This window comes from Lysinibacillus sp. RS10 (genome assembly GCF_041956855.1).
GTDB lineage: Bacteria > Bacillota > Bacilli > Bacillales_A > Planococcaceae > Lysinibacillus > Lysinibacillus xylanilyticus_A.
Genome location: NZ_CP167122.1, coordinates 1,108,610 through 1,122,084 on the forward strand (window position 1 = coordinate 1,108,610; position 13,475 = coordinate 1,122,084).

Sequence of the window (13,475 nt, forward strand, 5' to 3'; positions counted from 1 at the left end):
GTTTAGATTTTGATTTTTTTATCCAATATTGAAAATGATTTAAGTCTAGAGATTGTATTTGAAATATCTTCACTTTCACAAATTGCAGAAATAACAGCAATTCCATCTGCACCAGCTTTAAATACAGTAGGGGCATTCGAGCAATTTAGTCCTCCTATTGCAACAATGGGGAGTTCTGGGTATTGTATGCGAACTTGCTGTAAAAATTTTGTCCCACTAGGTGGCTTGGCGTCCTTTTTAGAAGAGGTTGCAAAAATAGGACCAATTCCTACATAATCCGCACCGTATTGTAGAGCAGTTTGTAATTCAGCTTGTGAATGAACAGAAACACCTAAAATCATGCTGCCAATTTTTTCACGTACCATCGACACAGGCAAATCTTCTTGTCCAATATGAACACCATCTGCACCAAGTTTCACAGCAAGCTCTACATCATCATTAACAATAAACGGAACCTTATACTGTTGACAGAGCTTTTGACATTCTTGCGCAAAATTTTCATAGGCTTGCCCAGTGAGTGTATTTGGTCCTTTTTCACGAAATTGAAACATGGTAATTCCAGATTGTAAAGCCTTCTCTAGAACGTTTAATGGCTTTTGAATTAAAACATTACTTGTACCCATAATAAAATATAGCTGTAAATTATCACGTTTCATGAATGATCACCTCACACGACTCCTTATATTTTTGATAAGCAAAATGATTTGTTGGACCATGACCATTGCCAATCGATAAATCATAAGTTATGGCTAATTGAATATATTTTTTGGCTTCCACAATCGCTTCTTTTATAGAAAATCCTCGTCCAATAAAAGCAGTGAGTGCGGCAGAGAACGTACAGCCTGTTCCATGTGTATTTTTTGTTGCAATACGCGAGGACTGCATGGAAAATGATTGTCCATCTTCAAAAAATACATAATCAATTGCATAATCATTATCTGTTAAATGACCACCTTTAATGATGACACATTGTACACCCATTTGTAATAGGGTGTGTGCCGCGTCTTGAATATCTGCAAACGTTTTGATTTTTCTTCCAGTAAGTGTTTCAACTTCAGGTATGTTTGGTGTAACGATTGTTGCTAAAGGAAGTAAATAACTACATAATGCAACAATTGCTTCTTGCTGTAATAAGCTTTCGCCACAGGATCAACAATTAGCGGAATATTTACTTCGGCTAAAATACGTGCGATTGATTGAATGATTTCTGAGGAAAATAGCATTCCTGTTTTAACAGCACTAATTGAAAAATCCTCTATTAGTGCTTTAAGTTGTTTTTCAACAAAGCTAACTTCAATTGGTAAGACATCGGATACACCAAGTGTGTTCTGGGCAGTCAAAGCTGTAATAACAGATGTCCCAAAGACCTTTAATTCCTGAAATGTTTTTAAATCAGCCTGTATGCCTGCGCCGCCACCACTATCTGAACCAGCAATTGTCGTTACAATATGCATTATTTTTCACCATCCTTGGAAAGGCGATGTAGTTCATTCAATACTGTAATTTGAAAATCGCCAATGTAATCTGTGGAAGAAGAAGCTTGTTCTGCCACTTTTTTATAAAGCGATAATGCATCGACTATTTGGTTATATGGTTCATTCCCTGCGGAGTAGGCAGCGCAACAAATTGCACTTAATAAACAACCTGTTCCGGTGACTTCTGTCATTTGAGAATTTCCACCTGTTATCCATTGCTGATGTTCGCCATCAGTTATAAAATCCTTTTCACCGGTCACAATAACAATACAATTGTAGAGTTTAGCTATTTGCTTTGCCTCAATTTCTAGAGAAATTGAACCAGTACCACTATCTACGCCTTTTTGTTGCCAGTCTACATTGGCAATCGCCGCGAGCTCTCCAATATTACAACGAATCGCTGCAAATTTAATTTCCTTCAATAATTGTTGTACCGTCTGTTTACGGTAAGTTGTTGCACCTGCAGCAACAGGATCTAAAACAACGGGAATGCCCAGAGCATTAGCTTTTTTTCCTGCGAGTAGCATAGATTCTTTCATCTGATTATTTAGGGTACCGATATTTATCAATAAGCCTGAGGCAATAGCGACCATTTCTTCAACCTCATGACTGTCATCGGCCATTACTGGAGAAGCACCTATTGCTAATAAGCCATTTGCTTGGAAATTAGCTACAACATAATTAGTAATGCAATGAATAAGTGGATTTCGTTTACGGATCGTATGAAATATCAATTTATGTCCTCCTTATTGGATGGACGTAAGCGTGCAAAAAAGGCTCATTTTCGTGCAGAAAAAACACGTAAAAGAGCCTTTCATCAGTAATTAGATGTGAATTGCTCCCTACGTCAGTATTAACTAACAGGTTCAAAGGGTCAGGTTTTACCTTCTCAACTCTAAATGAGTCCCCCTGCAATTATGCTTTTAGTTGACCAAAATGTACCATATTTTTCTTGAGTATTCAATAGAGAGTTTTTTGAACGAAGACGTGACTGATGCCATATAGCAGAGCATGATAGTTGTCATGACTTTAACAAATTAGAGTGCCTTTCATTGAAAATGATGAAATTTGAGTTTTATAATGAGCATAGCAAAAGGGGGCATTTGCCATGAAACGACAAGATTTAATCGCACCAGAGTGGTATAACATTTCAGAGGAAATCGAAAAATATGCACAGGATTCTACAAAATGCGCATTAATAGTTTATAACGAAAACGAAGAAATTCAGTACATTACATATGCTAGTTTACTTAAAAAGGCTAATCAGGCAGCTCATGTATTTACATCACATGGTCTAACAAAAGGTGATGTTATTTTAGTCATGGTGCCAAGATCAGTTGAAGCGTATATCGTTTATCTTGGAGCCTTGAAGGCTGGGTTAACGATTATACCAAGTTCAGAAATGTTGAGAACTAAGGATATTGAATATCGAATCAATCACGCAAATGCAAAAGGCGTTGTTGTATTTGAACCTTATATTGAGCAATTTGATGCTGTTAAAAATTCGCAAGGCATACAGCAATTTGTCATTGGTCATGCACATGAATCTTGGCAGCCGTTGTTTGAAAAAATGCAAAGCCAACCAACAACCTACATAAGCTCCACACCTACTAAGAGTACTGACATTGCATTTTTAGCTTATACGAGTGGTACAACAGGAAATCCAAAGGCAGCGGTACATACACATAGCTGGGGTTATGCACACTTACGAACAACTGCACCGAATTGGTTAGGTGTTCAAGAAGGTGACATTGTTTGGGCTACAGCAGCTCCAGGCTGGCAAAAATGGATTTGGAGTCCGTTTCTCGCTACATTAGGAAGTGGTGCAACAGCATTTGTCTACAAAGGTCACTTTGATGCAACAACATACCTTACACTCCTTGAAAAATTCAAGATTAATATTCTGTGCTGTACACCAACCGAATATCGATTTATGGCAGCACTTGAAAGTTTACAAGATTTCAATTTAAGTACAGTCCGTCAGGCTGTGTCAGCGGGTGAACCATTAAATAGCGAAGTGATAAAAGTATTTTCGGAGGTTTTGAATTTACAAGTACGAGATGGCTATGGACAAACAGAAAATACATTACTTGTTGGTACAATGGTAGGGACGAAAGCTAAAATTGGCTCGATGGGTAAACCTACTCCGGGGAATACTGTTGAAATTATCGATGATTTCGGAAAGGCAGTTGCAATTGGAGAAGTTGGAGACATTGCTGTACATCGTGAAACACCTGCGTTATTTAAAAAATATTTAAATGATCCAGAACGTACAAATCTACAATTTAGAGGCGATTGGTATATAACCGGAGATCGTGCATATAAAGATGAAGATGGTTATTTTTGGTTTGAAGGACGTGGAGATGATGTCATAATATCTTCTGGCTATACGATAGGTCCATTTGAAGTAGAAGATGCATTATTGAAGCATCCAGCAGTTAAAGAAGCTGCTGTTGTTGCGAGTCCAGATGAAGTTCGCGGAAATATTGTAAAGGCATTTGTAGTGCTCCGTGATGGAGAAATTGGTAATGCAGCACTGATTAAAAAACTACAAAATCATGTAAAGACTTTAACTGCACCTTATAAATATCCTCGTGCGATAGAATTTGTAACTGAGCTACCAAAGACTTCATCAGGCAAAATTCGTCGTGTCGAATTGCGTGAACAAGAAAAAAATAAATAAATTAGTCAATCATAATTTCCTGGGGAATTATGTTGAAGAAAATCAAAGTTCGTACTTTTTTTATGAACTTTGATTTTTTTCATGATTTTAGGTAATGTAATATAGGTTGAATAGGTTAAAACATTTTCCTATTGTTGCAAAAAAATGAAACAAATTAGAATGTCAATCGTATAACGTGATGAGGAGGCGGAAATTTATGAATGTTAAAAGGTGGGCTGCTTTAATAATTGCAGGTGTCTTATTAGTATTTTCATTGGGGATTAACACCATATTTGCAATTTTTAAATCGGATTTCTTTGGTAATTTTGATAGCATGGTAGCTGGGGATAATTTAGCGGTAATGGAAGAGATTAAAGAAGACGGCAATATGGATAAACGTATTGCATACTTAAAGGTTGATGGTACGATTCAAGATGTTGGCTCAAGTACATTATGGCAACCAGTTGCGTATGATCATCAATTTTTCTTAGATCAATTAGATAATATTTTATCTGATGATACTGTTCAAGGCATCGTCTTAAGTGTTAATACACCAGGTGGCGGTGTAAAGGAATCAGCAGAAATTTATAAAAAGCTCTTAAAAATTAAAGAGGAGCGACAAATTCCGATTTATGTTTCTATGGATTCAATGGCAGCATCAGGTGGTTATTACATTTCAGCACCTGCAGATAAAATATTTGCACAACGTGATACAATTACAGGTTCGATTGGTGTCATTATGCAATCCATTAATTATCAAAAACTAGCTGAAAAAGTTGGTTTTAAATATGAAACATTTAAATCTGGTGCACATAAGGATATGCTTAGTCCAATGCGTGAAGTGACACCGGAAGAACGTGCTATGATGCAAGATATGATTAATGAATCATATGAGGAATTTGTTGATATTGTTGAAGAAGGGCGTAATATGTCTGAAGCTGATGTGAAAAAAGTTGCCGATGGTCGAATTCTTAGCGGTACGAAGGCTCTTGAAGCAGGCTTAATTGATGACATTGGTGATGAGGAAGCAACAGTTGCGGCATTACGTGAAGACTTTGGTTTAGAGGATGCACAATTATTTGAGTATTCATATGATGTGGGTGGTTTGCAATCGTATGTCGGTATGAAGATTGGATCAATGTTTGGTCCATCAGCAGAAGAAAAAATGTTGATGAAAATTATGACGGAATATAAAGCACCAAAAATGATGTACTTATATGGCGAATACTAAGGAGGGAGTACAATGACAAACCATGAAATTGTTATGCAAGGTTCACCCTCTATGGAGAATGCCCTCCTAATTGATAAGCCAATTACGAATGAAAATTATGCATTAAAAACGGCAGGCTTTTGGATACGTTTTTGGGCATTTTTATTGGATGGATTCATTATTACAGCGGTAATCGGAATTCTTGTTAACCCGATTTTTTATATAATGGATTGGTCATTATCCGAAACAGTGTGGTATGCACCAATTTCGATTATATCCGCTATTTTTTATTACAGCTATTTCGTATTAATGACGAAATTTTTTGGGCAAACCTTAGGGAAAATGATATTTGGATTACGTGTTATTTCGTTAAAACATGAGAAGCTGACTTGGTCAGATGTGTTATTCCGTGATTGGATAGGGCGCATCATCAACAACATTTTTATGCCCCTATATATTCTTATAGTCATTTTACCGAACAATCAAGGTCTACATGATTATTTTGCAGACACAACAGTTGTTCATGAAAAAGTCTATATTGAAAAAAGTGTTGTGCAACCATCTTTGCCAATCAAAGAGGAAAAGACTGAATCCGTACTTCTAGAGGAAAAACCAGAACCTGAAAAGCTAGAGGAAAAAAACGAAGAATAGTGGCTAGAGCTGTCTCATTACTTGAGACAGCTCTTTGTTTTTGGCTCATCACCAAAAGTAGCAGATGACATTTTTAAAAATATAAGACCTGTATATTAGTTGATCTTCGTTCCGACTGGGCGACTCCTTGGAGGTCTAATTGATAACCATTAATTTTTTTGATAAGCTGTCTCAGTTGCATTTAATTCCCTTCATTTAGTAATATTATGTACATATGAAGATTAGGAGGCGTTTATATGGCACAAGTAACATTTAAAAATGGTCCAGTAACACTTGTAGGTAATGAAGTAAAGGTTGGAGACCAAGCACCAAATTTCACTGTATTAGCGAATGATCTATCACCTGTCACTTTAAAAGATTCAGAGGGGAAAATTCGTTTAATTAGTGTAGTACCATCATTAGATACTGGTGTATGCGATGCGCAAACACGTCGTTTTAATGAAGAAGCAGCAAGCTTAGGTGATAATGTAGTGATCTATACAGTATCTGTTGACCTTCCGTTTGCTCAAAAACGTTGGTGTGGTGCAGCTGGCATTGACGCTGTTCAAACAGTTTCAGATCACCGCGATCTGTCATTTGGTGAAGCATACGGTGTCTACATCCAAGAATTACGTCTTCTAACACGTGCAGTATTTGTTGTGGATGCAAATGACAAAGTGGCATATGTGGAATATGTTTCTGAGGCAACAAACCATCCAAACTATGAAGCGGCAATTGCAGCTGTAAAAGCACTAGCATAATTTATTGATTTTAGGCTAAGATATTACTAGACAAAGGGGCTGTGACAAGTTTTTGTCACGGCTCTTTTCTGCTTGAAAGGAAGTTATGTATGGAAAATATCGAAAAATTATTTGGTATGCTAAATGAACATGCTGAAAAGTTAGAAAAAGAACATAATACTACATTACTTGAGGGTATTTTAGATGGCTTAGAGGCATGGCTAGATGGGGAAGTTAATTTTTCACAAGATGGTGCAACAAAGGAAGATGTACGTAAAGCGATTCAAATTGCTGTTTTAAAAGGGATGCGAAAAGGCTCTCAACCGAATCACCAAATGACACCGGATACTCTTGGGTTATTAGTTGGTTATTTTGTTGAGCAAATATTTGCGAATCGTCTAGAAACAGAAAAAATTTCTATTTTAGATCCAGCAGTAGGTACAGGAAATTTACTACTAACAGTTATGAATTTATTAGATGAAAAAATAGAAGCAACGGGTGTAGAGGTTGATGAGCTACTTATTCGTTTAGCTGCTGCTACCGCTGATTTAACAGAGCAACCAGTTTCATTATATCGCCAAGATGCTTTACAAGATCTATTAGTAAATCCTGTCGATGCAATTGTTTGTGATTTACCAGTTGGCTATTATCCGAATGAAGATGTCGCAATAGATTATGAATTATGCCCTTCAGAAGGAATGAGTTATGCACATCACTTATTTATTGAGCAGTCCATTAACTATACAAAGGATGGAGGCTACTTATTTTTCCTTGCACCAACCCATCTCTTTGAGTCTGAGCAGTCGAAACAACTGCATAAATACATTCAAAAGCATGCTTGGATTCAGGCAATTATTCAATTACCAGATACAATGTTCGCCAATAAAGCACTTGAAAAAAGTATTGTGATTTTGCAAAAACAAGGTGCAGATTTCAAAGCGCCTAAAGAGGTATTGTTAGCAAAAGTACCAAATATGCAAAATAAACAAGCTCTTGCTATGTTCTTTGAAAAAGTGAAAATGTGGCAAGAAGGTAAATAAGTAAAAAAGGTATCCAAAATAGGATACCTTTTTATGTACTGCATATTAATTTTCAGGTGTACGGATAACAAGTACATCACATTTAGCTGAGCGTACAATTGCTTCAGATACAGAACCGATTAGGAAGCGTTCTACTGCATTTAGACCAGTTGCACCACAAATGATTAAGTCTGCGTCTACAATTTTAGAAAGCTCTTTTGTAATAATATTTTTTGGTGAGCCGTATTCAATTACAAGGTTAACGTTTGCAATGCCTTCATCTTCAGCTTGTTTTTTGTAACCATTTAATAATTCTTCAGAGAATGCTTGAGCGCGTTCAGCAATTGAACGGTCATATGCTTCGATTGCAGCGAATGAACGTGTGTCAATAACATTCACTAGGTTTAAGACAGCACCTTCGTTACGTTTTGCAACGTCGATTGATTTACGGAATGCGTATTCAGCTTCCTTAGAACCGTCTACTGCAACTACAATGCTTTTATAATGATTAGCCATTTGAATTACCTCCCTGATTTGTATATTTTGATTATACCAAATGATTTTCTAAAGGAAATACTTTCCGGAAGAAAAAATGTGAAAAAGTGAAGGCATTTACAGTGATTTCTATTTCCTTTGAACGATACGCATTCATTAAAGATTCAAATTAAGTTTTACTGGCAGAATAATATTTCGTTACAGGTGTATTAATTAGCATGGATAAAAATGGCTAATTGATACACCTGATTTCGCTATATATTTTCTAGGAGCGCCATCAAGTGCGAAGGGCAATTTAAGTGCTCCTGACGATTTGCTTTCATTGCCGAGCAAAGATTGCTACCTGAATTTGAATATTTGGTATTGTAGGAATAATATAAATTTTTTCTATAATCACTTTAATTAAAGCATTTTTTATATTTGTTTGGTAATATGGAAATGCAAGGGGTGCATCAATACATCGAAGTGTATGTAACAAACTGATGCTTATTTTTTAGGTAATGGAAGGGGATAGGAAATATGAAGATTGGTATTCCAAAAGAGATTAAAAACAATGAAAATCGTGTAGCTATGACACCAGCAGGAGTTGTAACATTAACGCATGCAGGGCATGAAGTGTACATTGAAACTGGAGCAGGTTTGGGCTCAAGTTTTACAGATGCAGACTACCTGGCTGCAGGTGCTCATATCGTTGAGTCGGCAAAAGAGGCATGGGCTCAAGAAATGATCATGAAAGTAAAGGAACCTGTAGCATCAGAATACGATTATTTCTATGAAGGTCAAATCTTATTTACGTATTTACATTTAGCGCCAGAGCTTGAATTAACGCAGGCACTGTTAAATAAAAAAGTTGTAGGTATTGCTTATGAAACTGTACAATTAGCAAATGGTTCTTTACCACTTTTAACACCAATGAGTGAAGTTGCAGGTAAAATGGCAACGCAGATTGGCGCACAATTTTTAGAGAAAAATCATGAAGGTAAAGGTATTTTACTGGGCGGCGTATCAGGTGTGCCACGCGGTAAAGTAACTGTTATTGGTGGCGGTATCGCTGGAACAAATGCAGCGAAAATAGCTGTCGGAATGGGTGCAGATGTAACGGTCATTGATTTAAGCCCAGAACGTTTACGTCAGTTAGAGGATTTGTTTGGCCGTGATGTTCAAACATTAATGTCCAATCCTTATAATATTGCAGAATCCGTGCAAAACTCAGATTTAGTAGTTGGAGCTGTTTTAATTCCTGGCGCCAAAGCACCAAAGCTTGTTTCTGAGGAAATGATTCAGTCAATGCAACCTGGCTCTGTAGTTGTTGATATTGCTATTGACCAAGGTGGTATTTTTGCGACATCTGATCGTGTGACGACACATGATGACCCAACTTATGTAAAACATGGCGTTGTGCATTATGCAGTTGCGAACATGCCTGGTGCTGTACCACGTACTTCGACAATCGCTTTAACAAACAATACAATTCCTTATGCGCTTCAAATTGCCAATAAGGGTTACAGCCAAGCATGTCTTGACAATCCTGCATTGAAAAAAGGTGTTAATACTATAGATGGCCATCTCGTTTACAAGGCAGTTGCAGATTCTCAAGGTCTGCCATATGTCAATGTTGATGAGTTAATTCAATAAGTAAAATAAGAAAAGGAAGCACCATGTTTCATTGTGGTTGCTTCCTTCCTTTTTTATAGGATTCATTAAATCAATTTCGCCTTGGCGTAATTGTATCCGGATTTTGAATTATAGTACGATTAAATCTTTCGGGAATTTTGTTAGTACTTCTACTCCGTCTTTTGTTACTACAACATCATCTTCAATACGGACACCTGTCACATCAGATTTATAGATACCTGGCTCAATTGTGAAGACCATGCCTTCCTCCATAGCCATGTCGTTGGCGCCTGTTACAGATGGGAATTCATGCACAGAAATGCCGAGTCCATGACCAAGTCGATGTGTGAAATACTCACCATAGCCTGCTTCGGAAATAGTATCACGAGCAATTTTATCTAAATCCATTGCACGAACACCTGGTTTCACTGCTGCAATTGCATTTGTGTTAGCAGAAAGTACTGCGTTGTAGATTTCCTTTTGTCCTTCACTAGGTTCACCAAAGGCAACCGTACGTGTAATATCAGAGCAATAACCGTCGTAAATTACGCCCAGGTCGAATAACACCATATCACCCTTTTCGATTTTGCGAGCACCTGGTGTACCGTGAGGAGAGGCTGTTTTAGGACCACTCAATACCATTGTCTCAAATGACATCTTGCAGCCCTTATCTTGAATTGCATTTTCAATGGCTGTTAAGATTTCCATCTCCGTTTTGCCTTCAGCGATTTCCTTACAGCCGATTTCAATAGCGTAGTCAGCTAATTCAGCTGCCTTACGTAATTTTTCTAATTCATTCTCATCCTTAATCACTCGCATAGCGTTGATTTTTTCGTCGAGGCGGACAAATTTTGCTTGTGGGAACGAGATTTGTAGGGCTTCAAAGCGTTCTACATTTAGTTGTGCTTTTTCAATGGCGAACGTTAATGGATTATCAAGACGAGTTTTAATCGCTTGTGCAAGAACTTCCATTGAATTTTCAGTATCTTGGTGACCAATGACTTCATAGGACCAACCAGCAGCTTTTGCATCTGGGATCTCCATTTGTGGGCAAATTAAAAAAGGTTCTGCCTCTTTAAAAATCATTACGCCTAGTAATCTCTCATGTGGGTTACTTTTAAAGCCTGAAACGTAAAAAACGTTGTCTGGTGTTGTGATGAAAGCAGCATCAATTTGATTTTGTTGTAAATAATTTTGAATTTCTTCAACCTTTGACATAAACATTTCCTCCTCATGTTGTATTGAAACATTGTGCTCGGCTGAAATAATAGCCTACACGATGAGGCTTCGATCTTTCAGCAAACTATAAGCCGAATTCGAAGCTTCATTTTTGTATGAATGAATAATTGTCTCCTAACAGGGTCTGGCTTTGTTTGGAAAGATGCTATTATTCTCTGTACAGCATATCAAAAAAAGGGAAAAATCGCATGGATAGCGAATAAAAAATGATGAAGCACATTATGTACTGCAAGGAGGAAACGTATATGGAAATTAGTTATCATGGACATTCTGTTGTCAAAATTCAATCAAAGGGGAAAACAATATTGATTGATCCATTTATTAATGGGAATGGGCAAACAGATTTAAAGGTTGCTGATGAAGCCCCAGATATTATTTTACTTACACATGGCCATAATGATCATGTAGGTGATACAGTCGAGCTTGCAAAGAAAAATGATGCACTCGTTATTGCACCGAATGAGCTAGCTAATTGGATTTCTTGGCAAGGGGTGAAGGTACATCCAATGCATATAGGCGGGGCTAAGGAATTTGATTTTGGTAAAGTGAAATTTACTCAAGCATTCCACGGTTCGTCTTATGTAACTGAAAATAATGAAATCATTTATATGGGAATGCCTGCTGGGATTTTAGTATTTATCGAAGGAATAACAATCTATCATGCAGGGGATACGGCGTTGTTTAGCGATATGAAATTAATAGGGGAACGCCACCCAATTGATATTGCGTTTTTACCAATTGGAGACAATTTCACAATGGGTCCAGAAGATGCTGCCTGTGCGGTTGCATTTTTGAAGCCGAAAATTGTCGTACCAATCCATTATAATACATTCCCTCCAATCGAGCAGGATCCACAAGTTTTTGCAGATTTAGTGCAAAATTCAGAGGTTCAAATTTTGAAAGCCGGTGAAAAAGTAAACTGTTCCTAATCAATAACATAGCTGTACTATATGAACTGACACCACGTGCGTAGTTGAAACGATGGGGAAAGTAAAACAAATTCATCACTTTATATTAATCATTTTAATAAAAAATATGGTACACTAAGAGCAGAATTGAACTTGAGAAATAGGTGATATTTTGTCGACAAAACATGAGAAAATTTTACAATACATCGAATCACTACCCGTGGGCGATAAAATTTCAGTACGTCAAATTGCAAAGGAAATGCAGGTCAGTGAAGGAACGGCTTATCGTGCCATTAAGGAAGCGGAAAATCGTCGTTTAGTAAGCTCCATTGAACGTGTTGGAACGATTCGAATTGAGAAGAAAAAGAAAGAGAATATCGAGCGATTAACCTTTGCTGAAATTGTTAATATTGTAGACGGCCAAGTTTTAGGTGGAAAAACAGGTCTACATAAAACGTTAACGAAATTTGTTATTGGTGCAATGCAATTAGAAGATATGATGCGTTATACAGATGCAGGAAGCTTGCTCATCGTTGGGAATCGTATTAGGGCGCATGAAAATGCACTGCGAGCTGGTGCAGCTGTTTTAATTACAGGGGGCTTTGATACTACTGAGGAAAACAAGTTACTCGCAGATTCCTTAGACCTACCAATCATTTCAACTAGCTATGACACCTTTACAGTAGCAACAATGATTAATCGTGCAATTTATGACCAATTAATCAAAAAAGATATTTTATTTATTGAAGATATTTATGTACCGATGACGGATACGGCTGTTCTTCGAAATGATGAAACTATTCATCATTTCCAAAAGTTAAATGAACGAACGACTCATGGTGCATTTCCTGTTGTTACAGCAAGCAATAAGCTTGTTGGGATGATTACAGTAAAAGACGTTATTGGTCGAGAAGAAACTGAACTTATTGAAAAGGTTATGACGAAAAATCCGATTGCCGGATCGATGAAAATGAGTGTTGCTTCTGCAGGACATCGAATGATTTGGGAAGGGATTGATCTACTCCCAATTGTCGATGATGACAATATTTTGCAAGGTGTCATTAGTCGTCAAGATGTACTAAAAGCGCTTCAGCTTGCACAAAGACAGCCGCAGCATGGTGAAACAATTGATGATTTAGTGAAAAATGAGATGAAGGTGCTTGGCGATGAAGAATTAATCGTAGAGTTTAAAGTAACACCTCAAATGACAAACCAATATGGAGCAATTTCTTACGGGGCATTTACCACTTTGTTAGCAGAAGTTGGCTCATTTGCGTTAAAGCGTCGAAAACGTGGGGATGCAGTGGCTGAAAACATGACGATTTATTTCATCAAGCCTGTGCAAATGGAAAGTACTCTTACGGTAAGGCCTCGAATATTAGACATGAGTCGTAAGTTTGTGAAAATGGACTTCGAAGTGTTTAATCAACAAATGCTTGTTGGAAAGGCAATGATGATGTTCCAACTGCTGGAACGTTAAGAA

12 protein-coding genes, 1 pseudogene and 1 riboswitch are annotated in these 13,475 nt (G+C 37.3%); of the genes and pseudogenes, 8 read left to right on the plus strand and 5 right to left on the minus strand.

The features are described 5' to 3' along the window. Positions 1 to 2 precede the first annotated feature (2 nt). The 3 genes and pseudogenes from thiE to thiM form a co-directional block, all read right to left on the minus strand. Entirely contained in the window at positions 3 to 656 is a 654-nt protein-coding gene (thiE, locus tag ACB089_RS05715; protein ID WP_374965626.1) for a thiamine phosphate synthase, read from the minus strand. After that, positions 646 to 1,454 (minus strand): annotated as a pseudogene (gene thiD / locus ACB089_RS05720) (bifunctional hydroxymethylpyrimidine kinase/phosphomethylpyrimidine kinase). The gene thiE and the pseudogene thiD overlap by 11 nt, the downstream one beginning before the upstream one ends. Then, positions 1,454 to 2,209 carry a hydroxyethylthiazole kinase gene (thiM, locus tag ACB089_RS05725; RefSeq protein ID WP_374965627.1) on the minus strand — a complete coding sequence of 252 codons (756 nt, stop codon included), beginning with the start codon at positions 2,207 to 2,209 and terminating at the stop codon, positions 1,454 to 1,456. The pseudogene thiD and the gene thiM overlap by 1 nt, the downstream one beginning before the upstream one ends. 88 nt (positions 2,210 to 2,297) lie before the next feature. Further along, positions 2,298 to 2,396: riboswitch (TPP riboswitch) on the minus strand. Positions 2,397 to 2,583: 187 nt separating this feature from the next. Here thiM and mbcS point away from each other — a divergent pair. The 5 genes from mbcS to ACB089_RS05750 all read left to right on the plus strand — a co-directional run bounded on the left by mbcS (position 2,584) and on the right by ACB089_RS05750 (position 7,757). Further along, positions 2,584 to 4,158: an acyl-CoA synthetase MbcS gene (mbcS, locus tag ACB089_RS05730; protein ID WP_374965628.1), complete on the plus strand. Its 1,575-nt coding sequence runs from the start codon at positions 2,584 to 2,586 to the stop codon at positions 4,156 to 4,158. Positions 4,159 to 4,354: 196 nt separating this feature from the next. Next, positions 4,355 to 5,368, plus strand: coding sequence for a signal peptide peptidase SppA (gene sppA / locus ACB089_RS05735; RefSeq protein WP_374965629.1), 1,014 nt, complete (start codon positions 4,355 to 4,357; stop codon positions 5,366 to 5,368). A 12-nt stretch (positions 5,369 to 5,380) separates the two neighbouring features. After that, the gene (locus tag ACB089_RS05740) at positions 5,381 to 5,998 is read left to right on the plus strand and encodes an RDD family protein (RefSeq protein WP_374965630.1); all 618 of its coding nucleotides are present in this window, start codon (positions 5,381 to 5,383) and stop codon (positions 5,996 to 5,998) included. Positions 5,999 to 6,234: 236 nt separating this feature from the next. Then, positions 6,235 to 6,738, plus strand: coding sequence for a thiol peroxidase (gene tpx / locus ACB089_RS05745; protein WP_223555441.1), 504 nt, complete (start codon positions 6,235 to 6,237; stop codon positions 6,736 to 6,738). A gap of 89 nt (positions 6,739 to 6,827) precedes the next feature. Further along, complete coding sequence (locus tag ACB089_RS05750; protein ID WP_374965631.1) at positions 6,828 to 7,757, plus strand: class I SAM-dependent methyltransferase; 930 nt, start codon at positions 6,828 to 6,830, stop codon at positions 7,755 to 7,757. Positions 7,758 to 7,802: 45 nt separating this feature from the next. On the opposite strand, the gene ACB089_RS05755 is transcribed toward ACB089_RS05750, so the two are convergent. Next, the gene (locus ACB089_RS05755) at positions 7,803 to 8,252 is read right to left on the minus strand and encodes a universal stress protein (protein WP_068983983.1); all 450 of its coding nucleotides are present in this window, start codon (positions 8,250 to 8,252) and stop codon (positions 7,803 to 7,805) included. Positions 8,253 to 8,750: 498 nt separating this feature from the next. On the opposite strand from ACB089_RS05755, the gene ald reads away from it, so the two are divergent. Beyond that, a complete protein-coding gene (gene ald / locus ACB089_RS05760) occupies positions 8,751 to 9,866 on the plus strand; it encodes an alanine dehydrogenase (protein ID WP_374965632.1) in 1,116 nt (371 codons plus the stop codon). A 108-nt stretch (positions 9,867 to 9,974) separates the two neighbouring features. On the opposite strand, the gene ACB089_RS05765 is transcribed toward ald, so the two are convergent. Continuing rightward, positions 9,975 to 11,063 carry a M24 family metallopeptidase gene (locus tag ACB089_RS05765; RefSeq protein ID WP_374965633.1) on the minus strand — a complete coding sequence of 363 codons (1,089 nt, stop codon included), beginning with the start codon at positions 11,061 to 11,063 and terminating at the stop codon, positions 9,975 to 9,977. A gap of 266 nt (positions 11,064 to 11,329) precedes the next feature. Between ACB089_RS05765 and ACB089_RS05770 the strand changes: the two genes are divergently transcribed. After that, positions 11,330 to 12,013 (plus strand): metal-dependent hydrolase, encoded by a 684-nt coding sequence (locus ACB089_RS05770; RefSeq protein ID WP_368635621.1) that lies wholly within the window; start codon positions 11,330 to 11,332, stop codon positions 12,011 to 12,013. A gap of 151 nt (positions 12,014 to 12,164) precedes the next feature. Continuing rightward, positions 12,165 to 13,472: a DRTGG domain-containing protein gene (locus ACB089_RS05775; RefSeq protein WP_374965634.1), complete on the plus strand. Its 1,308-nt coding sequence runs from the start codon at positions 12,165 to 12,167 to the stop codon at positions 13,470 to 13,472. Positions 13,473 to 13,475: the final 3 nt, after the last annotated feature.